Annotated in this window: 29 protein-coding genes and 1 tRNA gene; 13 read left to right on the forward strand and 17 right to left on the reverse strand. The window is 64.7% G+C overall.

All coding sequences use genetic code 11. The features are described 5' to 3' along the window. Positions 1-76: 76 nt before the first annotated feature. Positions 77-697: an HAD family hydrolase gene (locus CVM73_RS13560; RefSeq protein WP_347338456.1), complete on the forward strand. Its 621-nt coding sequence runs from the start codon at positions 77-79 to the stop codon at positions 695-697. Between the two features lie 15 nt (positions 698-712). Here the strand turns inward: CVM73_RS13560 and CVM73_RS13565 are convergent, their stop codons facing one another. The 6 genes from CVM73_RS13565 to CVM73_RS13590 all read right to left on the reverse strand — a co-directional run bounded on the left by CVM73_RS13565 (position 713) and on the right by CVM73_RS13590 (position 8017). Continuing rightward, entirely contained in the window at positions 713-1681 is a 969-nt protein-coding gene (locus CVM73_RS13565; protein ID WP_100232480.1) for an ABC transporter ATP-binding protein, read from the reverse strand. After that, positions 1678-2673: an ABC transporter ATP-binding protein gene (locus tag CVM73_RS13570; protein ID WP_100232481.1), complete on the reverse strand. Its 996-nt coding sequence runs from the start codon at positions 2671-2673 to the stop codon at positions 1678-1680. The genes CVM73_RS13565 and CVM73_RS13570 overlap by 4 nt, the downstream gene beginning before the upstream one ends. Then, the gene (locus tag CVM73_RS13575; protein WP_100232482.1) at positions 2673-3590 is read right to left on the reverse strand and encodes an ABC transporter permease; all 918 of its coding nucleotides are present in this window, start codon (positions 3588-3590) and stop codon (positions 2673-2675) included. The genes CVM73_RS13570 and CVM73_RS13575 overlap by 1 nt, the downstream gene beginning before the upstream one ends. Then, positions 3556-4515 (reverse strand): ABC transporter permease, encoded by a 960-nt coding sequence (locus CVM73_RS13580; protein ID WP_100232483.1) that lies wholly within the window; start codon positions 4513-4515, stop codon positions 3556-3558. Before CVM73_RS13580 ends, CVM73_RS13575 begins: the two co-directional genes overlap by 35 nt. Positions 4516-4545: 30 nt before the next feature. Continuing rightward, positions 4546-6336 carry a peptide ABC transporter substrate-binding protein gene (locus CVM73_RS13585; protein ID WP_100232484.1) on the reverse strand — a complete coding sequence of 597 codons (1791 nt, stop codon included), beginning with the start codon at positions 6334-6336 and terminating at the stop codon, positions 4546-4548. A 262-nt stretch (positions 6337-6598) separates the two neighbouring features. After that, on the reverse strand, positions 6599-8017 hold the full coding sequence (locus CVM73_RS13590; RefSeq protein ID WP_100232485.1) for a M20 family metallopeptidase: 1419 nt from the start codon (positions 8015-8017) through the stop codon (positions 6599-6601). Between the two features lie 281 nt (positions 8018-8298). On the opposite strand from CVM73_RS13590, the gene CVM73_RS13595 reads away from it, so the two are divergent. The 3 genes from CVM73_RS13595 (at position 8299) to CVM73_RS13605 (ending at position 10651) form a co-directional block, all read left to right on the forward strand. Next, a complete protein-coding gene (locus CVM73_RS13595) occupies positions 8299-9270 on the forward strand; it encodes a S1C family serine protease (protein WP_100232486.1) in 972 nt (323 codons plus the stop codon). Between the two features lie 21 nt (positions 9271-9291). Beyond that, the gene (locus CVM73_RS13600) at positions 9292-10362 is read left to right on the forward strand and encodes a carboxylesterase family protein (RefSeq protein WP_100232487.1); all 1071 of its coding nucleotides are present in this window, start codon (positions 9292-9294) and stop codon (positions 10360-10362) included. A gap of 82 nt (positions 10363-10444) precedes the next feature. Beyond that, complete coding sequence (locus CVM73_RS13605) at positions 10445-10651, forward strand: hypothetical protein (protein WP_100232488.1); 207 nt, start codon at positions 10445-10447, stop codon at positions 10649-10651. A gap of 80 nt (positions 10652-10731) precedes the next feature. On the opposite strand, the gene CVM73_RS13610 is transcribed toward CVM73_RS13605, so the two are convergent. The 4 genes from CVM73_RS13610 to CVM73_RS13625 all read right to left on the reverse strand — a co-directional run bounded on the left by CVM73_RS13610 (position 10732) and on the right by CVM73_RS13625 (position 13102). Then, a complete protein-coding gene (locus CVM73_RS13610) occupies positions 10732-11391 on the reverse strand; it encodes a DsbA family protein (protein ID WP_100232489.1) in 660 nt (219 codons plus the stop codon). An 87-nt stretch (positions 11392-11478) separates the two neighbouring features. After that, positions 11479-12201: an LrgB family protein gene (locus tag CVM73_RS13615; protein WP_100232490.1), complete on the reverse strand. Its 723-nt coding sequence runs from the start codon at positions 12199-12201 to the stop codon at positions 11479-11481. Then, entirely contained in the window at positions 12198-12581 is a 384-nt protein-coding gene (locus CVM73_RS13620; protein WP_100232576.1) for a CidA/LrgA family protein, read from the reverse strand. The genes CVM73_RS13615 and CVM73_RS13620 overlap by 4 nt, the downstream gene beginning before the upstream one ends. Before the next feature lie 44 nt (positions 12582-12625). Next, on the reverse strand, positions 12626-13102 hold the full coding sequence (locus CVM73_RS13625; RefSeq protein ID WP_100232491.1) for a PaaI family thioesterase: 477 nt from the start codon (positions 13100-13102) through the stop codon (positions 12626-12628). A 198-nt stretch (positions 13103-13300) separates the two neighbouring features. Between CVM73_RS13625 and CVM73_RS13630 the strand changes: the two genes are divergently transcribed. Continuing rightward, positions 13301-13849, forward strand: coding sequence for a TetR/AcrR family transcriptional regulator (locus CVM73_RS13630; protein ID WP_100232492.1), 549 nt, complete (start codon positions 13301-13303; stop codon positions 13847-13849). A 125-nt stretch (positions 13850-13974) separates the two neighbouring features. On the opposite strand, the gene CVM73_RS13635 is transcribed toward CVM73_RS13630, so the two are convergent. Then, on the reverse strand, positions 13975-14457 hold the full coding sequence (locus CVM73_RS13635) for a hypothetical protein (protein ID WP_100232493.1): 483 nt from the start codon (positions 14455-14457) through the stop codon (positions 13975-13977). 199 nt (positions 14458-14656) lie between these two features. On the opposite strand from CVM73_RS13635, the gene CVM73_RS13640 reads away from it, so the two are divergent. Further along, on the forward strand, positions 14657-14947 hold the full coding sequence (locus tag CVM73_RS13640) for a PsiF family protein (RefSeq protein ID WP_100232494.1): 291 nt from the start codon (positions 14657-14659) through the stop codon (positions 14945-14947). Positions 14948-15047: 100 nt separating this feature from the next. Further along, positions 15048-16133, forward strand: coding sequence for an AbrB family transcriptional regulator (locus tag CVM73_RS13645; RefSeq protein ID WP_100232495.1), 1086 nt, complete (start codon positions 15048-15050; stop codon positions 16131-16133). Positions 16134-16136: 3 nt separating this feature from the next. On the opposite strand, the gene CVM73_RS13650 is transcribed toward CVM73_RS13645, so the two are convergent. Beyond that, positions 16137-16676 (reverse strand): disulfide bond formation protein B, encoded by a 540-nt coding sequence (locus CVM73_RS13650; RefSeq protein ID WP_100232496.1) that lies wholly within the window; start codon positions 16674-16676, stop codon positions 16137-16139. A 154-nt stretch (positions 16677-16830) separates the two neighbouring features. On the opposite strand from CVM73_RS13650, the gene CVM73_RS13655 reads away from it, so the two are divergent. The 3 genes from CVM73_RS13655 to CVM73_RS13670 all read left to right on the forward strand — a co-directional run bounded on the left by CVM73_RS13655 (position 16831) and on the right by CVM73_RS13670 (position 18644). Beyond that, positions 16831-16915 (forward strand) — tRNA-Leu (locus tag CVM73_RS13655). 217 nt (positions 16916-17132) lie between these two features. Then, positions 17133-17435, forward strand: coding sequence for a hypothetical protein (locus CVM73_RS13660; protein ID WP_100232497.1), 303 nt, complete (start codon positions 17133-17135; stop codon positions 17433-17435). Between the two features lie 975 nt (positions 17436-18410). Beyond that, on the forward strand, positions 18411-18644 hold the full coding sequence (locus CVM73_RS13670) for a hypothetical protein (RefSeq protein WP_100232499.1): 234 nt from the start codon (positions 18411-18413) through the stop codon (positions 18642-18644). A 1147-nt stretch (positions 18645-19791) separates the two neighbouring features. Here CVM73_RS13670 and CVM73_RS40650 read toward each other — a convergent pair. Together CVM73_RS40650 and CVM73_RS13680 are read right to left on the reverse strand one after the other, a co-directional pair. Then, a complete protein-coding gene (locus CVM73_RS40650; protein WP_208639198.1) occupies positions 19792-20460 on the reverse strand; it encodes an alpha/beta fold hydrolase in 669 nt (222 codons plus the stop codon). A 186-nt stretch (positions 20461-20646) separates the two neighbouring features. Then, the gene (locus tag CVM73_RS13680) at positions 20647-21063 is read right to left on the reverse strand and encodes a RidA family protein (RefSeq protein WP_100232500.1); all 417 of its coding nucleotides are present in this window, start codon (positions 21061-21063) and stop codon (positions 20647-20649) included. 331 nt (positions 21064-21394) lie between these two features. Between CVM73_RS13680 and CVM73_RS13685 the strand changes: the two genes are divergently transcribed. Both CVM73_RS13685 and CVM73_RS13690 read left to right on the forward strand, forming a co-directional pair. Then, positions 21395-22078 carry a response regulator gene (locus tag CVM73_RS13685; RefSeq protein ID WP_167406820.1) on the forward strand — a complete coding sequence of 228 codons (684 nt, stop codon included), beginning with the start codon at positions 21395-21397 and terminating at the stop codon, positions 22076-22078. Further along, entirely contained in the window at positions 22075-24012 is a 1938-nt protein-coding gene (locus tag CVM73_RS13690) for a sensor histidine kinase (RefSeq protein ID WP_100232502.1), read from the forward strand. Before CVM73_RS13685 ends, CVM73_RS13690 begins: the two co-directional genes overlap by 4 nt. Before the next feature lie 135 nt (positions 24013-24147). On the opposite strand, the gene CVM73_RS13695 is transcribed toward CVM73_RS13690, so the two are convergent. Then, on the reverse strand, positions 24148-24432 hold the full coding sequence (locus CVM73_RS13695; RefSeq protein ID WP_100232503.1) for a hypothetical protein: 285 nt from the start codon (positions 24430-24432) through the stop codon (positions 24148-24150). Positions 24433-24669: 237 nt separating this feature from the next. Here CVM73_RS13695 and CVM73_RS13700 point away from each other — a divergent pair, with 237 nt between their 5' ends. Then, positions 24670-24894 carry a cysteine rich repeat-containing protein gene (locus CVM73_RS13700; protein WP_100232504.1) on the forward strand — a complete coding sequence of 75 codons (225 nt, stop codon included), beginning with the start codon at positions 24670-24672 and terminating at the stop codon, positions 24892-24894. A 108-nt stretch (positions 24895-25002) separates the two neighbouring features. Here CVM73_RS13700 and CVM73_RS13705 read toward each other — a convergent pair whose 3' ends face one another. Together CVM73_RS13705 and mddA are read right to left on the reverse strand one after the other, a co-directional pair. Further along, on the reverse strand, positions 25003-25425 hold the full coding sequence (locus tag CVM73_RS13705) for a GFA family protein (protein WP_100232505.1): 423 nt from the start codon (positions 25423-25425) through the stop codon (positions 25003-25005). Between the two features lie 89 nt (positions 25426-25514). Continuing rightward, positions 25515-26303 (reverse strand): methanethiol S-methyltransferase, encoded by a 789-nt coding sequence (mddA, locus tag CVM73_RS13710; protein WP_167406821.1) that lies wholly within the window; start codon positions 26301-26303, stop codon positions 25515-25517. Positions 26304-26349: the final 46 nt, after the last annotated feature.

The raw sequence follows: 26349 nt of genomic DNA on the forward strand, positions 1-26349 counted from the left end.
CGCCCGCCATTGACCCGCCGTCAGCCAGCATCGTACGCTCGTAGCGGCCATATCCGGCCGGGCCTAGAGTGTTGCTGTGATTGATGCTGTCAAGCTGGTCCTGTTCGACATGGACAACGTCCTTTGTCGGTACGACAGGAGCAAGCGGGTGGCGTATCTCGCGGAGCTCGCAGGGGCGACGAGCGAGTTCGTCTACAAGGCGATCTGGGAATCCGGCTTCGAGTTGCTCGGCGATTCCGGCGCGCTCGAGGCCGCCGACTATCTGCGGGGCTTCGGCGAGCGCATCGGCTATCCGCTATCGCTCGACGAGTGGGTGGAGGCGCGTCGCCGTTCCATGCAGGCCGATCGCGCGATGCTGGAGATTGCCGGCAGCTTGCGCCAAACCGTCGACATTGCCGTCCTGACCAACAACACCACTCTGGTCGCGGACCACATCGACACGCTGCTGCCGGACCTGCGTCCCCTGTTCGGCTCCCGAATCTACACCTCGGCCCAATTCAAGGCTGCAAAGCCGGACCCGCGCTGCTATCGCCTCTGCGTGTCGGAGCTCAACGTAAGGCCGGACACCGTCCTGTTCGTCGACGATCTCGCGGCCAACGTCGCGGGCGCGCGCGAGGCGGGCCTGTTCGCGCACCACCACACGTCGGTTGCGGCTTTCAGGCTGGTCCTCTCGGAGCGCGGCCTGCCTCACGGCTGAATTGCTTCCCGCCCGTCAGGCGAGGTGGCACGCCACGAAGTGCCCGCCCGCGCCCTCCTTCAGCACGGGTGCGCTCTCGGCGCAGCGCGGCTGGGCGATCGGACAGCGAGTGTGGAAGTGACAGCCCGACGGCGGCTTCATCGGGCTCGGCACGTCGCCCTTCAGACGGATGCGCTCGCGCTTGAGCTTGGGATCGGGCACCGGCACCGCGGACAGCAGCGCCCTGGTGTAGGGATGCTGCGGGTTGCGGTAGAGGTCGCTGGCCTTGGCGAGCTCGACGATGCGGCCGAGATACATCACCGCGACGCGGTCGGAGATGTGCTCGACCACCGACAGATCGTGCGCGACGAACAGATAGGTGAGGTTCAGCTCGGCCTGGAGGTCTTCCAGGAGGTTGATGACCTGCGCCTGGATCGACACGTCGAGCGCGGAGACCGGCTCGTCGCAGACGATCAGCTTCGGCTCGACCGCGAGCGCGCGCGCGATCACGATACGCTGACGCTGGCCGCCGGAGAATTCATGCGGATAGCGCCGCATGTGCTCGGCCTTGAGCCCGACCTTGACCAGGAGGCTCGCGACGCGCTCCTCGCGCTCTTTCGCGGAGGAGGCGAGATTGTGGATGGTGAAGGCCTCGCCGAGGATGGCGCCGACTGTCATGCGCGGATTGAGCGAGGCGAACGGATCCTGGAACACCAGCTGCATGTTCCGCCGCATCGCCCGCAGATCGTTGCCGCCGAGCTTGCGCACGTCCTGGCCGTCGAAGGTGACCTCGCCGTCGGTCGGCTCGATCAGGCGCAGCACGCAGCGCCCCGTCGTCGACTTGCCGCAGCCGGATTCGCCGACGAGACCGAGCGTCTCGCCGCGGTTGACCGAGAACGACACGCCGTCGACCGCGTAGACGGTGCCGACCTGGCGCGACAGCAGGCCGCCGAGCACGGGGAAATGTTTCTTCAGTCCGCTGACGCGGAGCAAGGGCTCGCTCATGACGCGGCTCCCACGCTCGTATCTCCCAGGTGACAGGCCATGCGATGGCCGGGCGCGATCTCGCGAAGCAGCGGCTCCTTCTCGGTACAGACGTTCATGGCGAACTTGCAGCGCGGCGCGAAGCGGCAGCCGACCGGTGGATTGATCAGGATCGGCACCGACCCGCCGATCGCCTCGAGCCGCGTCTTGTGCTCGCTGTCGAGGTCGATGCGCGGGATCGAGCGGATCAACCCTTGCGTATAGGGATGACGGGGATCGCCGAAGAGATCGTCGACGGGCGCCTCCTCCACCACCTTGCCCGCATACATCACGACGACGCGCTGCGCCGTCTCGGCGACCACGCCCATGGCATGGGTGATCAGCATCACCGCCATGCCGAAGCGTTCCTTCATGTCCTGCAAGAGGTCGAGGATCTGCGCCTGGATGGTGACGTCGAGCGCCGTGGTCGGCTCGTCGGCGATGATCAGCTTCGGCCTGCAGGCGAGCGCCATCGCGATCATCACGCGCTGGCGCATGCCGCCGGAGAACTGGTGCGGATAATTGTGCACGCGGCCTTCGGCATTGGGGATCTGCACCAGCTTCAGCATCTCGATGGTGCGTTCCAGGGCCTGCTTTCTCGTCACCGCCTCGTGGCGGCGCAGGCTCTCGGCGATCTGCTCGCCGATCGTGAGCACCGGGTTGAGCGAGGTCATCGGCTCCTGGAAGATGAAGCCGATCTCCTTGGCCCTGATCTCATCGAGCTGATTGCTGGTCAGCGGCACGAGATCGCGCCCCTCGAAGATGATCTGGCCCGCCGCGATCCGGCCCGGCGGCATCGCGATCAGCTTCAGGATGGACATCGCGGTGACGGTCTTGCCGCAGCCGGACTCGCCGACGACGCAGAGCGTCTCGCCCTTGTTGATGGAGATATCGACGCCGTCGACGGCCTGGAGGATGCCGTCGTCGGTGGAGAAGTGGGTTTTCAGGCCCTTGATCTCGAGCAGCGGTGCCATCAGATCACCCGTCGCGCATCGAGCGCGTCACGCAGACCGTCGCCGATGAAGTTGATGGCGACCACCGCGATGAAGATCGCGCCGCCCGGAAACAGCGCCCAGTGCGGGCCGATGTCGAGAAAGTCCTTGGCATCATAGAGCAGCCGGCCCCAGGTCGGGGTATCAGGCGGGAAGCCGAGGCCGAGGAAGGACAGCGTCGATTCCGCGATGATGGCGGCGGCGACGTCGATGGTCCCGGCAATGATCACCGGGCCGACCGCATTGGGCAGGATGTGCCGCACCACCTGCCGCACCGGACTGGCGCCGAGCGCACGCGCGGCTTCGACGAACTCCTTCTCGCGGATCGACAGGAACTGCGCGCGCACCAGGCGTGCCACCGGCATCCAGCGCAGGCCCCCGATCACGAGCACGATCAGGATGAAGATGCCGCCCTCGGGGCCGAACACCTGCTTCAGCCCGTCGCGGAAGAGATAGATCAGCAGCAGGAGCAGCGGCAGCTGCGGCAGCGACAGGAACAAATCGGTAAGCCACATCAATCCGTGCCCGAGCGCACCGCGCGACATGCCGGCGAGCGCGCCGATCAGCGTGCCGATGAAGACCGAGACCAGCATCGCGGCGAGCCCGACCGCGAGCGAGATCCGCCCGCCATAGATCATGCGGGCGAGGATGTCCTGGCCGAGATCGTCGGTGCCAAAGGGATGCGCCAGCGAAGGCCCCTGCATGCCTGCGACGATGTCGATCTCGTTGATCTTGATACGCCAGATGAAGGGGCCCATCACCACCGCCAGCACCAGGATCAGGAGCAGGAAGGCGCTGATCACGGCGAGCCTGTGGCGGCTGTAGCGCCGCCACGTCTCACGCCAGGGCGAATAGGCGCGCCGCTCAGCGGAGGGAGATGCGAGGGTCAAGCCAGCCATAAAGCACGTCCGCGATGAGATTGAACAACACGACCAGGCACGCGAAGACGAAGGTGACGGCCATCACCACCGGCGTGTCGTTGGAAAGGATGGAGGAGATCAGCAGCGAGCCGATGCCAGGGATGCGGAAGATCTGCTCGGTGACGATGGCGCCGCCGAACACCGCGGGCATCTGCAACGCAATCAGCGTGACCACGGGGATCATGGCGTTGCGCATCACGTGCTTGACGATCACCGTGGCCTGGCCGAGCCCCTTGGCCCGCGCCGTGGTGACGTAGTCGAGCCTGATGACGTCGAGCATTGCCGAGCGCACGAAGCGCGTCATCGACGCCGCCTGGAACAGGCCGAGCACTGCCACCGGCATGATCGCCTGCCGGATCATCTCCAGCACCCAGTGGATGCCGGTGGCCTTGATGTCGGTGGTGTAGACGAACGGCAGCCAGTCCAGCGTGACCGAGAAGATCAGGATGAACAGGATGCCGGTGAAGAAGGTCGGCAGCGAGAAGCCGACGAAGGCGAGCGTATTGGCGATCTGATCGAACAGCGAATAAGGCTTGGTCGCGGCATAGACACCGACCGGAATCGCGATCAGCAGCGCCAGGATCTGCGCCGACCCGATCACGTAGAGCGTCGCCGGCAGGCGCTGGAGGATCAGCGCGTCGACGTTCATCCGGCTGACGAAGGAGAAGCCCCAGTCGCCGTGCAGCATGGCGTTGAGCCAGTGCAGGTAACGAAGGTGGATCGGATCGTCGAGGCCGAACTTGGCCCGAAGCGCGGCCTGCACTTCGGGCGGCACGTTCGGGTTGGTCGCCAGTTCCGAGAACGGATCGCCGGGGGCGAGTGCGAGCACGACGAACAGCACGACCGAGATTCCGAGCAGGCTCGGAATCGCGATCAGCAGGCGACGCAGGACGTATTGACTCATGAGGGAAGCGCCCCGTCTAGAGTTGGGGAATCATTCCTCGCGGTACCAATCGTGCAGATTGTCGGTTTCGTTGGCCCAGCCGCTGATGATCGGTCGCAAATTGTTGGCCGCCGCTTCCACCTTCAGCCGGTGCTGCACCGGGATGAACACCGTATCCTGGTACATGAGGTCGTTGGCCTTGATGTAGTGCGCCGCGCGCTTGAGCGGATCCATCTCGCTTTCGGCGGCTTCGATCACTGCGTCGTAGTCCTTTTTGATCCAGCGCGGGAAGTTCGTGCCCTGCCACTTGTTCTCCTTGGTGGCGACGTTGGTCGACAGGTAGCGGCGCATGTGCTGCGACGGGTCCGGCTGGCTCAACGGGATCTGGAACATCTCCATGTCGGCGTAGAACTTCGCGTAGGTGTCGGGATTGGCGACGTCCGAGGAGAAGAAGACCGACGCAACCACCGATTTCAGCTCGACGTCGATACCGGCCTTCTGGCAGGCCTGCTTGACGATCGCCTGGGTCTTCTGGCGGGGGCCGTTGATCGATGTCTGGTACAGCAGCTTCAGCTTCTTGCCGTCCTTCTCGCGGATCCCGTCGGCGCCCGGCTTCCAGCCGGCGTCGTCCAGGATCTTCGAAGCCTTCTCGACGCTGAACTCCCACGAGGTGTTCTTGGAGACGAACTTCTCGGGACCATTGAGGAAGTTGGCGGTGGTACGGCCGGCGCGGCCGTAGATCGCCTTCTTGACGGATTCGCGATCGACCAGCAGTGACAGCGCCTTGCGCACGGCGGGATCGGAGAACAGCGGATGCTTGGTCTTCATCGACGAGCGTTCGCCGTCGACCTCGGTGTTGGGATCGGTGAAGTTGAGCGCGATGAACTCGGTGTCGCCGCCGACGGCATAGATGGTCTTGCCCTTGCCGCCCTTCTCCAAGCGCAGCAGGACGTCGTCCTCGACCTGGATGTTCCAGCCGAAATCATATTCGCCGGTCTGGATCACGGCGCGCGCAGCCGAAACCGCGTCACCACCGCCCTTCATCTCGACCGAGTCGAAATAGGGCCGGTTCGGCATGTGGTAATCGGGATTGAGCTGGCCGCGGACGAGATCACCTGGCTTGAACTCGACGAACTTGTACGGACCGGTTCCGACCGGCGCGAGGTTGGTCGGCGCCTCCCGCGATTTGGACCCCTTGTAGTCGGCGAACAGATGCTTGGGGATGATGGTGTTGGGAGCGCCAACAAAGGCGTCCGCCCAGAACGGCGTCGGCTTCTTAAAGGTGATGCGAACCGTCAGGTCGTCCACTTTCGCGACCGTGATGTCGCGGTAGGTCGCCACGGTAATGGCTGCCGTCGCGGGATCGACGATGTATTCCCAGGTGAAGACGACGTCATCGGCGGTGAACGGCTTGCCGTCGTGCCCTTTTACACCCGGCTTCAGCTTCCATGTCACCGACTTGCCGTCAGCGGCAAGCAGACCGTTCTGGATCGACGGGATCTCTGCCGCCAGCACCAGCTTCATGTTGCCGTCGGGATCCCAGCAGGCGAGCGGTTCGTAGAACAGGCACGAGCCGTCCTGGTCCTTGGTGCCAGTGGCGAAATGCGGATTGAGCAAGGTCGGTCCCTGCCACCACAACAGCTTCAGCGCACCACCGCCGCCGCGTTTGGTCGGCTTATAGGCGGACGGACCTTCGGCCATGGCGACACCGCCAAGCGCGAGGATCTGATTGGCCAGAGGGGCGGTGAGACCGACCGCGGCCATGTACTTGATGAAGCCGCGGCGGTCCATCCGCCCGTCCTTCACCTGGCCGATCATCGAACGCAGTTCTTTATCCAGCATGGTTGTCCCCCGTCTGGTTCCGGTATGGATGCAGGCGGCCGCAAGAGGCGACCGCCGGGTTTGGCTGGCGGTAGATGGCACACCGAATGGGGTGCACGTCAACTGGGACCGTGTGTATGCAAACGGTCTTCTGGCTGTCCGTTGAGCAAAATTGCGTTCCGCAGCCCATCCGTTCGGCAATCCAGCATCAAAACGTGCTGGATTGCGCGCTGCACTGCGGAAAATTTGTTCGGTGCATCAGACGAAGTATCGAGGCGAAATTCTACGCCACGGACATGTCGAGCGGCGGCGCGACGTGATCCGGCAGCGGACAGACATAAGGTGTCTTGGCCGTGCGCTTTTGGAGATCCGCCTTGGCCACCTTGATCAGCTCCGGTTCCGTCAGCGCCTTGATGCCGAGACCAGCCATCGCCTTGGCCGCCTGCACCATGGCCTTATGGGCATGCGGGCTCTTGCCCTGCGCCACCACCTGCCAGGTGTGGAAGGGCGTGCCGATCGCAACCGTGGGGGCGTGCACCTGCACGGTCGGCACCACCCAGCTGACATCGCCGACGTCGGTCGAGCCTACAAGCGGGTTGCGCTTGGCATCGAGCGGCACCAGGAAGTCGGCCAGCGGCCGATCGGTCGGCTCCATGCCGATCGCGTAATAGACCGACGCGATGTCCTTGTCGCTCAGGGTCGCACGGATCTGGCCGGCAAAGCTGTTGTCCGCATCGTCGAAATGCGGCGGTCCGAGCTCTTCCATCACCTGGTGCAGTGCCTGTTCCAGCGGCGCGTTCGGCAGGATGTTGGAGACGGCGGAGATGATCTTCATCTCGACCTTGGTCTCGGTCATCAACGCGGCGCCCTGCGCGATCTTGGACACGCGCTCGACCAGCTCGTTCATGCCGGGAAGGTCACGGGCGCGGATCGAGTAGCGCACGCGCGCATGGGCCTGCACCACGTTGGGCGCGATGCCGCCGGTGTCGAGCAAGGCGTAGTGCACGCGCGCGTCGCTCGGCATGTGCTCGCGCATGTAGTTCACGCCGACATTCATCAGTTCCACCGCATCGAGCGCCGAACGGCCGAGATGCGGCGAGGCCGCCGCATGTGAGGTGCGGCCGGTAAAGATGAAGTCGGCGCGCGTATTCGCGAGCGACGGCGTCACCGCCACTTCCCAGAAACTATGCGGATGCCAGGTGATGGCGATGTCGGCGTCTTCGAACGCGCCGGAGCGCACCATGAAGGCCTTGGCCGCGCCGCCTTCTTCCGCAGGGCAGCCGTAATAGCGGACGCGCCCGGGCACCTTGTTTTCGGCCAGCCAGTCCTTCACCGCCGTCGCCGCGAGCAGCGCGGCGGAACCGAGCAGATTGTGACCGCAGCCATGGCCGTGGCCGCCGGTCTCGACCGGGCGATGCTCGGCGACGCCCGCTTCCTGGCTGAGGCCCGGCAGCGCGTCGTACTCACCCATGAAAGCGATGACCGGACCGCCCTCGCCCCACTCGCCCATCAGCGCGGTCGGGATGCCGGCGACGTTCTCGGTGATGCGGAATTCCTGATGCCGCAGCTCGGCGAGATGTTCGGCGGCGGACCGCGCCTCGGTGTAGCAGACCTCAGGCATGCCCCAGACCCTGTCGCTGAGGTCGATGAAACGTGCCTTGATCGTGTCGATGCCACGCCAGATGTCGCTGCGGTTGTCCATGCTTGTCGTCCGTGATCCCAAGGTCAAACGAAGCGGCAATGGTTAGCAGCTTCGCTGTGCGGCGCCTAGCATCCCGCCGGACGGCAGCCATGCGGCCGGTGCTGGATCGCACGACGCCCCCGTGCAAGAGGTGTTTCCGTGCCTTTCCAAGATTTCACGCGGCGTTCTCACGAATAGTTGGGAACGAGGCTTTCAAGACGGCCTGCTCCGGCCTAAATTATGCGTGCTTCGCGCGTCGCTCCGCCAGCCGCCGGAGTGATGCTCTCAGCCAGGAGAACTCCATGAGCACTCTGACCGAATGGAGAGTGCCGCCGGCGAACCAGCCGCGGGCGAGCGACTACGGTTTCGATCTCGACCGCGCGCTCGGCTCCGTCGTCGGCCTCCACGCTCTCATCCCGCCGGATGCCTTCAGCGCCGAGACGCTGGGCACCGAACGCGCCGGCAACGGCGTCGTGATCGACGATGGGCTCGTGCTGACGATAGGTTATCTCATCACCGAGGCGGAGACGGTCTGGCTGCACCGCGCCGACGGCCGCGTGGTGGAGGGCCATGCGCTCGGCTTCGATTCCGAGACCGGGTTCGGGCTGGTGCAGGCGCTCGGCCGGCTCGACATCGCGCCGCTGCCGCTGGGTTCGTCGGCGGCAACCCGGATCGGCGACCGCGTCGTGGTCGGCGGCGCCGGCGGGCGCACGCGCTCGGTCGCGAGCCAGATCGTGGCCAAGCAGGAATTCGCCGGCTACTGGGAGTATCTGCTGGATGAGGCCATTTTCACCTGTCCCGCACATCCGAACTGGGGCGGCACGGCGCTGCTCAACGAACGCGGCGAGTTGATCGGCATCGGCTCGCTCCAGCTCGAGCGCGAACGGGACGGCAAGGCCGAGCACGTCAATATGAACGTGCCGATCGACCTCTTGAAGCCGATCCTGGAGGACTTGCGCAAATTCGGCCGCGTCAACAAGCCGGCACGGCCCTGGCTCGGGCTCTACTCGACCGAGATCGACAACCGCGTGGTGGTGATCGGGATCTCCGCCAACGGCCCGGCTGCCCGCGCCGAGCTCAAGACCGGGGATGTCATCCTCGGCGTGGACGGCGACAAGGTCACGAGCCAAACCGCGTTCTACAAGAAGATGTGGGCGCTCGGCGCCGCGGGCGTCGACGTGCCGCTCACGGTGCATCATGAAGGCGTCACCTTCGACGTCACGGTGACGTCGACCGATCGTTTCAAGCTTTTGAAGGCGCCGAAGCTGCATTGACCCCAAGCCAGGGAAGCCGCGATGAGCGAGGCCGTGATCGACGACATCGTGGCCGTGCTGCCGCCGTTGCTCAACGCGCTGGAAGCGCTCGGCTTCTTCCAGCGGTATTTGCACCCGCCGGCCTTCGCCTCCGTGATGAACGCAATCGGCGCACCGGACGAGGCGTTGCAGGCCGCACACACCGCGATTGGAGGGTGGCCGGAGCAGTTCGCTGGCCTGCGCGAGCGGCTCGATCGCGCCTGCAACGAGACGCTTGCCGCCTTTGCCGGCATCCGTGAGGTCGAACGCGGCAACGGCGATCTCGTCGCCGTCTTCCGGGCTCTGCGCCATGTCCCGCGCGCGCAAGAGGCGCTCTATCCGCTGGCGGCACAGTTTCCGCCCGTGAGCAGCTTCTTTCTCAACGCCGCCAATCGCCAGAATCACGATCTGCTATCACGACTGGAAGTGGGCGCAGGCGAGCACACCGGCATCTTCCACGACCACAACGAGCCCGGCAGCCGCGGCGGCTTCTCGGTCTATGTCCCCGAATACTACATGACTGATCGCACCATGCCGCTGGTGATGGCGCTGCATGGCGGCAGCGGCAACGGGCGCGGCTTCCTGTGGAGCTGGCTGCGCGATGCCCGCAGTCTCGGCGCAATCCTGGTGGCGCCGACCGCGACCGGTCCGACCTGGGCGCTGATGGGCGATGACACCGACACGCCGAACCTCATGCGCATCCTCGAGACGGTGCGCAGCCGCTGGAGCATCGATGCATCGCGCATGCTTCTGACCGGCATGAGCGACGGTGGCACCTTCTGCTACGTCACCGGACTCGACCGCGCCTCGCCCTTCACCCACCTCGCGCCTGTTGCGGCGACCTTCCATCCGCTGATGGCGGAAATGGCGGACGCAACGCGCCTGCAAGGCCTGCCGGTCTTCATCACTCACGGCAAGCTCGACTGGATGTTTCCGGTGCAGACCGCGCGGCAGACGCAGGCGGCGCTGTCCGCCGCCGGCGCCGACGTCACCTACCGCGAGATCGACGACCTCAGCCACACCTATCCGCGCGAGATCAACGCGGAGCTGCTGCAATGGCTGAATGGAGAATGAACGACCTCTCCTTAGATGCGCCGCATCGCCGCGGAACCATCGTGCCGTGCCGACGTTGTCGGCGTGACACCGGAGGCTTGCTATGAGGACTTTTTTCGGAATGATCCTGGGCGCGTTGCTGCTTGCGGGCGGCGTCTACGTCTATGATTCCATGCAGACGTCGTCTGCCGCCAATGGCGACGTCGCGACCACCAATCGCACCATCGTGAACTGGGACGTCGCCAAGGCCGATTGGGATGCGCTGCGCGACCGCGCGCACAAGGACTGGGTCCGGATCTCGTCGAAGTAGTTTCGTCCGAGCAACATGAACAAGGCGCCGTCGCAGGTCCGCGGCGGCGCCTTTCTGTTGCCGGTTGAAGACCGGCCGGCTCAGTTCATCTTGGCCTTGCGGGCGTCGGCGATGACCTGCTCGAACTCGGCCATGCTGAGCACGCCGGGCACGCGATACTTGCCGACGATGAAGGACGGGGTGCCTTGGAAGCCGAAAGCTTCAGCCTGCTCGTTGTTGCGCTTGAGGACGGCGTCGATGTCCTTGGCGTGGCCGGTGAGATCGCGCTTCAACCGGTCCATATCGACCCCGGCAGCCGCGAGCAGCTCGTTGATGCGCGGCTCGGTCAGGCGCGAGCTGACGCCCATCATGGCGTCATGGGCCTGGTGGTACTTGTCCTGGAATTTGGCCGCGAGCGCGGTCCGCGCCGCCGTGACCGAAACCGGCCCGAGGATCGGCCAGTCCTTCATCACCAGCCGCACCTTGCCGTCGTCCTGGACGACCTGGCGCAGCTCGGGCTCGAGCTTGCGGCAATAGGGGCAATTGTAGTCGGACCATTCGACGATGGTGATATTGCCGTCGGGATTGCCTGCGACGGGCGTATCGGGATCGCGCAGCACCTTGGCTTCGGTCAGCACTTCGTCATCGCCGGTCGCCGCGCGCGCCGAGGCGATCCCACCCATCGCGAGAGCGCCCGCTCCGATCAGCGTCAGCGCCACACGTCGCGTCGGCACAAGGCCCTTATTCCTGAATCCAGCCATATCTCGTCCCGTTTCGGTCCCATCTCCATCGATACGGATCGAGACCGGCAATTGTTACAACTCATATAGAGCGTCGCGACGGCGATGTCATCGCACCAGCAGTGTGACCGCCAGCGGCACCAGGAACGAGGTCACCAGAGCGTTCAGGCTCATGGCGATGCCGGAGAAGACGCCGGCGATCTCGTCGACCTGGAACGCGCGCGCGGTGCCGATGCCATGCGCGGCAAGGCCCGCGGCAAATCCGCGAGCCCGGTAATCGGTGACGCCAGTGCGGTTCATCAGCGGCGTCACGATGATGGCGCCCATGATGCCGGTCAGGATGACCGCGACGGCCGCCAGCGAAGGGTCCGCATGCAGGGATTCGGCGATACCCATGGCAACACCTGCGGTGACGGATTTCGGCGCCAGCGACAGCACGACATCGCGCGGCAGGCCGGCAAGCTCGGCCAGCAGCACCACAGACACCACCGCCGTGACCGAGCCTGCGATCAGCGCCACCAGCATCGGCACGATCGAGGTGACCACGCGCTTGCGATTCTCGTAGAGCGGCACGGCGAGCGCGACGGTGGCGGGCCCCAGCAGGAAGTGCACGAACTGCGCGCCGGCGAAATAGGTCGTGTAGGAGGTGCCGGTCAGGAGCAGAAACGCGCCGATGATCCACATCGCGTGCAGCACGGGATTGGCCAGCGGATGGCGCCGCGTCGCCAGCGAGATCGCGTCCGTGGTTGCATAGACCAGCAGCGTTACGGTCAGCCACAGCAGTGGCGATTGCGAAAGATAGACCCACAGCGAGAACGGATCGTCCTTCATCGCGCGTCCTGTTGCGTCAACAGGCGGCTGACGAGGCGAAAGGTCAGCACGGTCGCGAGCAGCGTGACGACCACGGACAGCGCGAGCACGAGGGTGATGGCGATGCCGTGAGACGCGAGCAGATCGAGCTTCTGCACGACGCCGACGCCGGCCGGCACGAATAATAATGAGAGATGGGCCAGCAGGCCCTTGCTCGCCGTCTCGACACCGTCATTGCGCAGCGGCCCGCGCGCGAGCAGCGCGAAGCGGTCGCGCGCCATCAGCAGGATCAAAAGCAGCAGGAGGCCCAGCACCGGTCCCGGCAACGGCAGGCCGAGGCCGCGCACGACGGCTTCGCCGATCAATTGGCAGAGCAGGATGAGGCCGAGACTTGCAAGCATGACCATCGCATCAAGGGATGCGCCGCCAGGCTTGTCAATCGCCGCTATGCGCGGGACGCGCGCGGTTCATGCGATGTCGCAAGGCGAGGCAGCATCGCCATAAGTGTCCCGGTCATCGTGGCGATCAGCGTGGCCTTGCCGTCATGCTCGGCGTAGGCCTTGGCCTCGCAGAAGGTGAGTGTGCGGCCGGGCTTGACCACCTCGGCCTTGAAGACGAAGCGCTCGCCGCGGGCGGGCGCGAGCAGCGTGGTCTTGAATTCGACGGTGAGGATATCGGCCTCCGGCGGCATCAAGCTGAAGCCCGCAACGCCGCAGGCGTTGTCGAGCCCGGCCGTGATGATGCCGGCATGAATGAAACCGTTCTGCTGTGTGAGGCCCGGCGCATGCAGCATCGCCAGCTCGACCTCGCCCGGCGCAAGGCGGACGATCACGATGCCGAGCGTGCGCATTGCCGGCTGGCCATCGAACATGGCGATAGTGGCCGCGCGATAGCCCGGATTTTTCGGCTCGAAAGCGGTCATGGCTCAGGCCTCGGCCGGTTCGGCAAGATGCCTCAAGGCCGCTTCGCGGATGGCATCGGCCGTGCCGCGATAGGTCGCCTCCTGCTCCATCGCACTTCCCTCCGGCTTTTTCGTCTTTGATGGTTGATACGGTAGCGTATCAAACCCGTGTCGCGTTAGCAATACGGTACCGTATCAAGACCGGGTGAGGCTTCTTTCATGAGTGACGGCAAGGGCGATGTCTGGGTCGAGGCTGGATTTGCCGAGCTCGCCCGCGCCGGGGTGGAGGGCGTACGGGTCGAGGTTCTCGCCAAGAATCTCGGCGTCACCAAGGGCGGCTTCTACCGACGCTTCGCCGACCGCGCCGCGCTGCTCGATGCCATGCTGGAAGCCTGGCGCGAGGGCCGCATCGCCGCGATCGCGCAGCAGACAAGTCTCGACGGGCAAGCGCCCCGCGAGCGGCTGAGGGCGGTGATCCAGCTTTATTCCGAGCGGCTCAATCCGGAAGGCATGGCGATCGAGCTGGCGATCCGGCAATGGGCCCGCTCGGACGAGAACGCCGCGGCGGCGGTGGCGAGCGTCGACGCGGCGCGGCTCAAGCACGTCGGCGACCTCTATCGCGCGACCGGCCTTGCGGCCGAGGAGGCCGACGCGCAGGCCTTCCTGTTCTACTGCTTCATCTTCGGCCAGAGCCTGTTGTTCGTCGAGAGCGGCCCGCGCAAGCGGTCGCAGCTCGTGGCGAAATCGGCCGAGAAGCTGCTCGACTGAGCATGATCCGGACCCGAAGGGCCGCGTAAGCGCAAAGTGTGCAGCGGTTTTCCGGAAGATCATGCTCGAACAATTCAAGTGAAATGGCCGGAGCGCTGCTCCGGCCATCGTACCATTCTCGAAGCTCAGGCGGCGCCCTTCAGCTTCTTGGTGCATTCGCTGTAATAGCCGCCGCCCTTCTGAATCCACTTCAGGCCGCCATTGCCGTTGGTGGTCTTGTTGGCATTGTACTGGTCGACGCAGGTGTGCAGGCGCGCTTTTCCAGGAGTCTCCTTGGCATATTTCGGATCGACCGCGTTCGGATAGCCCGCAGGTCCCGCCGGTAGAGCCGGCGCGGCGGCCGGTGCCGCCTCCTTCTTCGCCTGCTTCGGCTCGGCAGGAGCGGCGGGCGCAGCCGCGGTGGGCGCAGCGACAGGCGTCGCATCGGCGCCGCACTGCGCCTTGCGGAAGTCATTCCACTTCATGGTCCCGAGCGAGCCGTCCTTCTTGGCGGCCTGATATTTCGCGCTGCACTCCTGCGCGGTCAGCGCCTGTGCCGGCGCGCCCGCCAGCAATGCCGCGACACCGGACGCTGCAATCGCACACAACAGTTTTGTCTGAATGGTCATCCCTGGGTCTCCTCCTTGGTCTTCCTCGACGGAAGTGAAACGAGGATTGCTATCCTAGCGTGCCGGCCGCTTGCGACAAGGATGCGATGAGTTGCGCCGGCAAAATATAGTGATCCCGCCGCGCAACTCATTCATGTCGCGTTCAGCAACGCGGGCCGACGTTCCAGCCCTTCGCAATCTCGCAAGCAGAGTGCACCACATGACCTTCACGTCCCGCCTCGCCGCCGTCGCTCTCGCCTCCCTGCTCGTCACCGGCACCGCCTTCGCGCAGACCGCCGCGCCGGCAGCCAAGACCGATACGAAGACCGATACTGCTGCCACGGCCGACAAGAAGGCGCCGAAGGAGCGGTCGGCGGAATCGCTCGAGTGCTCCAAGCAGGCGGACGCCAAGGGATTGAAGGGCAAGGAGCGCAAGAAATTTCGCCGTGAGTGCATGAAGGAAGCGAAGGCCGGCACCGCCGCTCCCGCCGCTCCTGCCGACAAGAAATAAGCCCGTCACGATCCCCTGCGAGCATCCGCGAGAGGCGTCGCGCATTGCGGCATGACGAGCCTGCAATTGTGCGCCTCCCGCCGATTTGCGATAAGGCGGCGTGAAGCAAATCACCGCCTCCCTGTCGTTCGAATGGCCGAGCCGTGCCAAGATCTTGAGCACGGTGGAGACGCTCGTCATCGGCACCGCCGGCGGCCTCGTGTTTCTGCTGGCCGGCCTTCCCGGCGGGCTGATCTCGGGCTCGATGATCGCGGTCGGGATCGCCGCGATCGCCGGCCGGCAGCTAGCGCTGCCGCCGATCCTGACCCAGACCGTGCTGGTGCTGCTCGGCATCTCGCTGGGCTCGGTCGTCTCGCGCCATTTGCTTCAGCAGGTCGGCGCCTATCCCCTCACCATCGGGCTGCTTGCGCTCGCCACCTTCTGCTCGACATTCGGCTCGAGCTATTACCTTCAGCGCATCCATGGCTGGGACCGCACCTCGGCTTTCCTGGCCGGCAGCCCCGGCGCGCTGTCGCAGATCACGATCCTGGCGGTCGAGCGCGGCGCCGACCTGCCGGGCATTGCGGTGGTGCAGACCATGCGCGTCATCATCCTGACCGCCGCGCTGCCGATGGTGCTGGCGATTGCAGGCGTCGCGCCCTCGGCCGCGCCGTCGCTGACGACGACGATCGCCTCGCCGCTCGACCTCTTCGAGCTGGCCGCGGCCTCGCTGGCCGCAGCGCTCGTGCTGCGGCTGATCAAGTTTCCGGCGAGCTGGATGTTCGGCGCGATGATCGCCTCCAGCGTGCTGCATGGTGCCGGATGGGTCGAGGGCGGCCTGCCGGACTGGGTGCGCGGCGTGGCGCTGGTCGGGATCGGCGCACTGATCGGCAGCCGTTTCGCGCGGATGCGAATCAAGACGCTCGCCGGCCACCTCAGCGCGGCACTGGGCTCGTTTGCCGTGGCCATCGCCGTCTCCGCCATCTTCGTCGGCATCGTGGCGCTGACCACGCAGGTGAAATTCTCAGACGTCGTCGTCGCCTTCGCGCCGGGCGCGATGGATGCGATGCTGGCGCTGGCCTTGACGCTGCACATCGACCCGATCTTCGTCGGCGCCCATCACCTGCCACGCTTCGTCTTCGTGACGATCGCAACGCCGGGCATCGTGCACCTGTTCGGGCGCACGCAGGACGATGTGGATGATTAGGCCTTAGCGCTTCGCTGTCCGCACAAATCCCCAGGCGGCGATGGCGGCCATCAGCAGCGAGATCAGCACGTTGTAGCCGGCGAGCGAGAGGCCGAGGAAGCGCCACTGCACCTCGTCACAACGTACCACCTTCACGGTGTCGAGCCTTGAAAACAGATCGCCGGCATTGCCGAGATTGACGACGGGGCCGCTGCAATCGGTCGGCCCCTTCCAGAATCCCCATTCGACGCCGGAATGGTAGGCGCCGAGGCCGGCATTGGCGAGCGTCGCCAGCACGAGAATCGTGAGCCCCGCCAGCAGCAGCGGCCGCGGCGCGCTGCTTCGAGCCGCAATCGCCGTGAGCGCACCGAGCGGAATCACGAGGTAATAGGCGTAGCGCTGCTCCAGGCACAACGGACAGGGCAGGATCTCCAGCACGAGCTGGAAGAACCAGGCACCGGCGATCGTGACGGTGGCGATCAGCGTGACGAGAACCGAGGCGGTCAGCGCGGGGCTCGTGCCGGCCGGCTTGAACGCAGGTATGGCGGCACTCTGGGTGGTCACGGCAGCCTCTTTCGCATGTCTGGCGCTCCAAGCCTCTAGCCCCGGCCCACGCGGCTGTCGAGAACGGCCGGGATCACTTTGGCGCGGGTTGACCCCGTCCTGTCCATGGCTATAGTCCGCCGGCTTCGCGACGCCGCCTCAAGGCCGACCGAGGGCCCCTGTGGCGGAACTGGTAGACGCGCTCGACTCAAAATCGAGTTCCGCAAGGAGTGCTGGTTCGATTCCGGCCAGGGGCACCACGCTTCGCCCTTCGGGCTACGCGTGGCGCGGCCATGCTGAGCCCAGGAACGAAGCGCGTCCGCCGAAGCCACGCGAAGCCCGAAAGGCGAAGCGTGTCCGCCGAAGCCTCTTGGCGAAGACGGACTGCCTCATCCACGCCCGCTCTTCCCTCACTAGCCATCCCCGCATCCCCACTGTATAAACCGGTAGCTTCTTCCATGACCCGAAGGAGCTCACATGAACGACCTGCATACGTGGCTTTCGCAGCAACACCACGGCTTGCGGACCTTCCAGACCTTCCAGCAAATGCTCGAGACGCTCGGCCGGGACGATCCCGCCCAGCGCGGTCTTTGCCGCCTGCTCAGCGGCATCGTCGGAAGCTATGTCGAAGCCTTTGACGAGGCCCCGCTTCCGGTCGAAGTCGCCGATGGCGCCTATCGGCGCCTGCTGACACTGGTCGAAAGCCTCGATCTGCATGGCGATGCCGCGCGCCGCCTCGCCGACATCAACCGCGTGGCGACCTGCGAGTTGTGGCGCTGATCGGCAGGACGAGCGGACACGCTTCATTTTCAAACAGCAAGCCACGCCTCTACGCCCTCGCGACGCAGAACGCCCGAGTTCTGTTCTTCTCTCGACGCCCCTTCGTTGGAAAGGGCGCAGGGAAGGCCGGGCGCCGGCTGGCACCCGCGGTCCGCTGTGCGCAAATTGCGCGGAGACCGATGCACAGCGGCATACAGGGCAGCCAAGACATCCCGGCCTTTCCCTGCGCAGTGGTTTGACGGCTTATGGCGCGCTCTCCCCGGGGAGCGATGCACTATTGCCCCCGTCGCCTTGCGGATGACTGGTGCGCGTGCCCGGTCGGGCCGCCTCACCACCGCAAGCCTTGACGCACAGACCCCGGGCGTCAGGACGACACGTTTTTGCCGTACGCGGACCGCACCGGTCGTGTGCGCGCTGCTCAACCGCTCACGGGCCAAACCCGCCCTGCGATTGCTGGCGCGCCGATGCACTCCACGCCCACCGCCACCCCGCCCGCGTATCGTGACGATCGCGAAACGCCCCTTACCTTGGGCCGGGATGACGCGCAGATACGATATTTCCGAATTTCGGTCAAGCAGAATTTTCGAGGTTAACTCTCTTGCCTTGGCCGCCCCGAGCGCAGGGCCATCGCATATACATCACTCGAGCTGAGCGCGCGCCTCGTCCTTCGAGACGACCGCTCCGCGGTCTCCTCAGGATGAGGCTAAGCGGCATCAACGCCCGCTGAAACCGTTGCCGCGCACTCGGTCCTCATCCTGAGGGCCCGCCAACAGCGGGCGTCTCGAAGGATGGCCACAGGGAAATCGCTCCCAAATACGGTGTCCTGGCCCCTGAGCGCGGGAGCGAAGCGACACCTGCTGTTCGGCCGCCGCACGACCGATAAGCGTCGCGCCCGAACCGCCGCGTGGCATTCGACTTCGCCGCGCCGGTACCTATATCCTGTGACGAGTGATGTGATGCAGCGGGACAGCTTCGATGGCCAGACGACGCACGACAGAAGCGGACGCCGACGACCTCCCGCGCTATTTCGTCTGGGTCCGCGGCCTCGACGGTCCCGAGCCGCAGAAATGGATGACGATGGATTTCGGCGTGGGCGATTGGAAGCGGGCGCTCGTGCTGGCCTATCTGGAGCTGCCGGAAGACGAACGGCATCTATCCTTGTCGATGCTGGCCCGGCGCTATCCGGCGCCTCGGAATGATCTTTCGTGAGCCGGGCAAGGGTGTGTACTCTTAGACGTCGGCTCCGCGAGACAAAGCGGAAGTCATCCCCGCTGAGCGTGATCGGCTTCTGACCCAAAACGGAAATGCTGAGGAGCAGGAGGCAATAGATCCTCTCTTGTACGGTCGGCCGATGCAGACGGATCACGACGATGCAGTCACCGTACCGTTGTATCGAGTGCTGTATGAACTTGAGTTCGACGTACCTGACAAAGGGCTCCCCGACTCCATCCCGTCAAATGGGGCAGGGCCGATCGGGCCGTTGCTCCGTCTTACTATCCTGACATAACGAGCTGGTCAGCATTGCCTTGGCCTGCTGATCCCGTCCAAAAAGCTGAGGACCTTTTTCGCGAGGGCCCGAACGTTGGTGCCAATCTTGACTTTCGGAATGGAGCGACGAGAGGTTTCGGATATTGCATGTCGCTGCCCCGTACCCTCTCTCCCGCGCCAACCTTCGTTCGGTATCTCGGGATTCCCCGGACGCATTTGGTTTTAGCGCAAATAGGCAAGGACCGCGCGGAGATGCGCTGGGCAAAGATGGTCCCTCTGCTTCCGGCCTTCAGCTACCTTTCTGCTTCCCGCTACGTGTCGGTTCTCAGAGGTAGACCGGACATTCCGAGGCGAACGCTAAACCCACGCTGTGACCCTGAACGGACGTTATCGCCTACGAACAAGGCCCCGCTTCGCGCGTCTGCCGAGCCGCACGCTGTGTCGAACAAAGCCGCAGGCGGCCAGCAAGATAGTGAGAAGACCAATCTCCCAACGACCGGCAGCAAATAGAGCGATGCAAATCAGATAGACTAAGAAGAGCAGGACGGTCCAAGCTAAGGCAAAACCCAGATAGGTCCGTCCGGTTGGGATGTTGCTCGTATGATCTGCCATGACCAAGTGCAGAATTGCGGTAACCTAGCTAAACTGGGTAGCGCCATTTCAACGTGCGGCGACCATTAAGTCTACTGCTGGCCCAAACCGGGTGGCTCGGGGTGGGCAGAGCACGTCCGCTCTGCCCACCTGCTTCAGACGTCAACTTGTTCCGCGATGACCAATGCTGCGCTTCTATTTGCACACCCGGCCCGGTTCGTCTTGCCCGGCTGCTCCTGTTGTTATCCCGCTCTCAGTCGCCACAGCACCAGCTTGGTCAATTGCCGTAATGATCACAGGACACGCACATATGACCAGTTTTATCAAAGTTCTTCCTAGCATCGTAGCCTGAGTCGCGCAGATTCCGCCTATAAAGCGCCGAAGCAGGCTGTTCGCCAAGACTACCGCTTGCTGGAACACCAACAGCCGCCATGCTTGATCCAACACGGTGCATTTTGTGGAATGATGAACCATGACGCTGATTGTGACCAGCATCAGCTGATACGACACCAACAGCTAATATAGCTGCAATAAGAAGTGCGGTCTTCATGATACACCTCCTATAGGGCAACGTAGTTGTTGCCAAAGCAAGGAGCGCGCGTGCTCGATCTCGAGCCAGCGGTCTCCAATACGATGCGCCAAACAGAACCGCGCGCTTTGAACCGACTTTCTCCAAAATCGTCTGCACGTCGTGCATGTGTTGCTCAAGGGTGAAGATCTGCGATCCTCGGTCTGACATTCCGGTGCCGCGCTTGTCGAAAAGGATAAGGCGGGAGAATGATGCCAGGCGACGGAAGAACGCGCTGCGTTCCGCCACGTAGCAGCTCGCCTCAACATGCGAGACGAAACCCGGGACGAATACCAAATCCAACGGTCCATTTCCAAGGACCTGATCGGCGATGTGAACGTCATCGCTCTTGACGCAATGAGTTGCCGGTGCGGCCATAAGACACCTGATCCGGACTTGCCCCGTTCGTCAGAGCCAAAGATACTCCTCGCGGGCAACCGTGCCAACCTGGCACGACAGGCGTCCGCAGTTGGCCCCTAGCCGACCTTTTAGCGCGGCCCGCCAACCGTCAGCTTTTGACCCGAAGCTGACGTTGTCGGGCAAGGCGCGTTGCGTTTTAATCGTCTAGGCCCTTGCAAGATAAACTACAGATGGTTCCACCTCGACAAGAAATTCATCGTTCGCGAGGCGTGGCACTCCAATCCATGTAGCACACGGCGGATTGTCACCGAACATCGCTCTGAGTGCGCCACTGATGGCCTCGCCCTCGTGCATATGGCTTTGCTTTATGTAGAGCCGCAATGCGCCGACCTGATCAAGTGTTGCGCCTACCGATGCAAGTGCGACAGCGAGGTTCTCCAAGCTCTTTCGGAGTTGGCGCCCGATATCTCGCGCGCCAACGACCTTTCGATCGGCGTCCCAGGCGACTTGGCCGGACACGTGCACGGTGTCACCGAAGGGCGTCGGGATAACTACCACTTGCGCGAATCCATAGTGCAGGCTGTCAAAGATTCCGGTCGGAGAATGTACCCGTCGGCTCATGGGCGCTCCTTAGTCAGGGTGGCCCAATCAGCGACGCCACCGCTCTGCAAATAGACCACATGAATATATAAGGGAAACTTCAGCTTGTGGCCCAACTCGGACGTCTGGTGAGCTGCGCTAATGGGCCAGTTTCAGAGGCAGAGCGGACCGCATGGCCCTGAGTGCAACGCAGATTATGAGCACGCGCTCTCGCTTAGGCGCAATCCCGTCCATCCACGCCTGACGCGGACCGTATCATCCCCGCCCCCATGATTATGGGTGTCACGGCCTCCGCGCTGCGGTTAGACTTGCCTCGCGCCGCGGGGGACACGCGGATCGCGGGACGATGATCATGACCGAACAAGGCGAGACGGGTGAAGCCATCACCATCCTCCTCGTCGAGGATGACGCGCCGACCTGCTGGCGGCTGCAGGATGCGCTGGTCAAGGCCGGTTACGAGGTGCGCAGCGCCGGTACGCTCGCGGAGGCGCGGCAGGCCCTGAGCGTCGGCGCGCCGCGCGTGCTGCTGACCGACCTGCGGCTGCCCGACGGCCATGGCGTCGAGCTGATCCGCGAGACCCGGCAGCGCTTTCCCGACACCGAGATCATGGTGATCTCCGCGCTCGGCGACGAGGAGAGCGTGATTTCCGCGATCACGGTCGGCGCCACCGGCTATCTGCTCAAGGACGCCTTCCCCACCGACATCGCCACCACCGTACGCGACCTGGTCGCCGGGCATTCGCCGATCTCGGCCTCGATCGCCCGTTTCATCGTGCGCAGAACACAAGGTGCCGCACAGAATTCGGCGGAGCCGCCGCCCGGCCCCGCGCTCAACACGGCCAAGCTGACCCCGCGCGAGATCGACATCCTCTGGGGCATCGCAAAGGGCTTCAGCTATGCCGAGATCGCGAGCCATCTCGGCCTGTCCAAGCAGACCGTGCCCGGCCATATCAAGAACATCTATCGCAAGCTCGAGGTGCACACGCGCAGCGAAGCGGTATTCGAGGCGGTGCAGCAGGGTCTGATCAAGCTGTGAGCGAGATCGCGGCCAAGGCACCTACGAAGGCGGCTCTCAAACCCGCGCGGCGCCGGCTGCTGGCTTCGCGCCTGGTGCCCTATCTGCTGCTCCAGGCCCTGATCGTGATCGTCACGATCCTGGGGATTCGGCTGCTGCAGCCGAACGATCCCGAAGACTTCGCGGTGAGCGATTTTTCGGCGCGGGAGGACGACCTGACCCGCCCTGTGACGCTGCCGCATTTCACGTCGTCGCGCTACTCCCTGGCCGACCCACCGTTCTATATCGGCGCCTTCGCGTTCCGGAGCGGCGATGCGGCCTCGGGCTGGTCGGTGTTCCTGCCGCGCTTCAGCAACGCGGTGGAGGTCGCCGTCAACGGCGTCGTCGTGCTCGACTCCCGGCGCGATGCCAACGCCAACCGGCCCGACCGCAACACGCCGCAGATCGCAGCCATCCCCGCTTCGCTGCTGCGCGAGGGCGGAAACGAGATCACGGTGCGGCTGTTCGTGTGGGGACCGCTCAAGGGCTTTCTCGACACCGTCTATGTCGGGCCGGATATCGCCTTGCGCCCGGCCTATGAGACACGCACGCTGCTGTTCGTCACGCTGCCGGTGGTGTTCTCCGCCTGGCAGGCGATCCTGGCCGTCATTCTCGCGATCATGTGGCTGATGCGGCGCCACGAACCGGTCTATGGCGTGCTGGCCGCGGCGATGGTGCTCGGTGTGGTGCAGGCGTTCGCGCCGCCGCCGGTGCCGCCGGCCGCGGTATCCCGGCTCGCCGCGGTGCTGCTGGCGTCCGCACCGATCGAGAGCGCGCTGATCGTCGTGTTCGGCGTGCTGTTCTTCGGCTGGCGCTGGCCGCGCTACGGCACGCTGCTGTTCGTGCCTGGCATCCTCGTGTTCGTGGTCGGGCTGATCGGGGGCCCGCCGCTGCCGCGCATCCTGTTCCTGGTGCTCGGCATTCCCACCGTCGGGCTCTGCCTGTTCCTGATGGCTTGCGTCACCGCCACCGCGGTGGTGCGGCGGCAGGACGCGGCGAGCTTCACGATCGGCTGCGCGGTGACCATCGTGCTGGTCTGCTGGGTCCAGGACATGCTCACGGTGCTCGAGATCGTGAGCAACGATCGCATCTTCGTCTCGCGCCTGTCTTATTCGGCGATGCTGGTCGCGATCGGCGCCGGGCTGACCTGGCGCTTTGCCCGCGCGTTGAACCAGGTCGACAGCTTTGCCGGCCAGCTGGTGACGCGGGTGCGCGAAGCCGAGGAACGGCTGAAGGCGAGCTTTGCCCGCGAGGAGGAGCGCGCCCGCGCCGCCGCGCTCGCCAACGAGCGCACGCGCCTGATGCGAGACCTGCATGACGGCCTCGGCGGCCAGCTCGTGAGCATCGTCGCGCTGTCCGAGCGCGGCAGTGCGGGCGCGACCATCACGGACGCCGCCCGCGCGGCGCTGAAGGATCTGCGCCTCGTCATCGATTCCATGGACGACATCGGCGGCGACCTGATGCTCGCACTCGGCTCCTGGCGCGAACGCGCCACGGCGCAATTGCGGCCGCACGACATCGCTCTCGACTGGCGCGTGGCGACGCCGCAGGGCCTGCCGCTGCATCCCGAGCTCAGGCCATGGCACGTCATCCAGATCGTGCGCATCCTCGACGAGGCCGTGACCAACGCGGTCAAGCACGCCCAAGCCCGCCACGTCGCGGTCACCATCGAGACGCATGACGGCGGCCTGGGGTCCTACGGCGTGATCAGCGTCACCGACGACGGCCGCGGCTTTGCGCTGGCCGGCCATTGCGAGGCCGCCGGCGCGCGCCAGACCGCCCGTGGCCTGCGCAACATGAGAAGCCGCGCCGCGCGCTGCGGCGCGGCGCTCGATCTGAGCTCGGACGCCTCAGGCACGCGCGTGCGGCTGCAATTGCCGCAGCGTTTTCCCGACAGCGACATGGCCGCGGGCTGAAAGGCCCCCTCCCCGAACGTGTGGGGCGCACGGAGAGAGGGGACGGGCCGGGTGATTTGCCTGCGGAGGACGGGGGGTGTTCGTCCGCAGGCCCAACGGCCCGAAGCAATGCGATCAAATCAATCGAATGGAATATCAGCGCACGCCGACGCGATTGACCGGCCCGCCACGATTCATCGGCGTACCTGCGCGCACGCCGACGCCGGGCGCACCGACACCGGGGGTCGCGACCGCAGCCGCCGCGACCGGCGCTCCCACCACGACGGCGCCAGTCGGCCGCACCACGCAACCCTTCGGCACCCCGACGGTCTTGCAATAAACCACCGCCTGCGCCGGGCTCGTGCCCAGCGACACCATCGCCGCGCCCGCCAGGGCCATGATCGTCAGCCCGGCGCTCAGCGCTCCAGCTCTCTTCGACATCTTGCTCTCCTGCTTCCCGTCCGGCGTCCCGGTGCAATCACCGGGTCTCGCAGCCGAGGTCCAGCCTGAATGGCAAAAGTCGGCGCGCGGATACATGCCATGAAGATGGGGGTCCCCCCGGCCGGGAGGACTGGCCGGTGCCATGAACATGGCATGGACCCGCGCCTGGGCTTCGCGAGATGGTCCAGCCCGCGTGATCCCGGTCGGGACCAACGACGATTCCAAAAGAGGTGCTTTATGAAGATTTCGGTTCTTGCCGCGCTGCTGCTCGCTGCCACCGCCCTGGCCGCTGCTGCACAGTCCGGTCCGTCGCCCCAGGAGCAAATGGCCTGCCGCGGCGACGCCAGCAAATTCTGCGCCGAACATATCGGCAAGCCGCCGCAGATGAACGCCTGTCTGCGCGAGAACAAGTCGAAGCTCTCGGAGTCCTGCCGCAAGGTCGTTGAGTCCCGCGGAGGCTAGTCGTTCATCCTTCTCCCTTGGGAGAAGGCAGCGAGGGCGGCGCTCTGCCGCCCTCTCGAGCGAAGGCCGAAGCTCAGCCTCGGCCTTTTGGCCTTCAAATGAAGGCCGCTACTCCTGCATCATCTCGCCGCTGCCGCCGAACTCGGCCGGAAAATCCTTCAGCTTGGGCAGGCCATCGCGCATCGGCAGCACGGTCTCGGCATAGTTGACGTGGACGCCGGGCGTGAACGCGAGCGTGGGGATGGTGGCGGTGAAGACGTCGACCAGACCGAGCGGCGGATGGTTGGTCATGAGATGGCCGCCGCACTTCCTGCAATACTTTCGCTGACTGAGCGGCGTCTTGGCGAAGGTCTCGACATTCTGAGCGCCTTCGGTGATGCGCACGGCTTCGGGCTTCCACAGGCTGAAGGCGTTGACCGGACCGGCCGACCAGGAGCGGCAGGAGCGGCAATGGCAGTAGCCCATCGCCTCCGGTGCGCCCGTGACCTCGACCGTGACCGCGCCGCAGAAGCAGTTTCCGACATGTTTCATTTGGACGTCTCCGTTTTATGAAGGGTTGTTATCGCGCATCGTCGCCCCGCGCGTCCTCCTTTCGGGGAACGCGTGGGGCGAGGCCGAGACTATACTGACCGGCGCCAGGGAATAAGCATCGACACCCGTTGTTTGTACTGCCGGTACTCGTCGCCGAAGAGATCAACGAGATCGTTCTCCTCGAGCGCGATGCCGACGAAGATGTAGAGCGTGGTCACGGCCGCGAACACAAGATGCCCCGCAGTCATGGTCGGCGCCGCCCAGAATGCGATGATGAAACCGAGATAGATCGGGTGACGGACGAACTTGTAGAGCAGCGGCGTCTTGAAGCGCGGCGGCTCCATGTCCTTGCCGACGAGATGATTGGTGACCTGATGCAGGCCGAACAGCTCGAAATGGTTGATGATGAAGGTCGAGGTGAACACCAAGACCCAGCCGGCGAAGGACAGCGTGACCACCGTCACGGCAAGATCCGGGTTCTCGACCTCCCATATGACCGCGGGCAGCGGACGCCACTGCCAGAACAGGAGGAGCAATGACAGGCTCGCGAGCAACACGTAGGTCGAGCGCTCGACCGGCCTGGGGACGAACTGCGTCCACCATCCCTTGAATTGTTGGCGCGCCATCACGCTGTGTTGAACCGCGAACAGCGACATCAGCAGCAGATTGATGATGACCGCGCGAACGACGGGCGCTTCGGCTCCGGTATCGATGGTCTTGGGCACCATCACGCCCATGACGAAGCCGATGGCGTAGAGAATGGTGACGAAAAACACGAGATACGCCGCAATTCCGTACAGAAAGGCGATGAACTTGAAAATACGGGAGCCCGCAACCTCCGGGCCGATGGAATGAACCTGGTGATCAAGTTGAGTCATGAAACGCTCCGTTGTGCCGAGGCATCGACACGGTTTGGTCTTCGCA

The organism is Bradyrhizobium forestalis, from assembly GCF_002795245.1.
GTDB lineage: Bacteria > Pseudomonadota > Alphaproteobacteria > Rhizobiales > Xanthobacteraceae > Bradyrhizobium > Bradyrhizobium forestalis.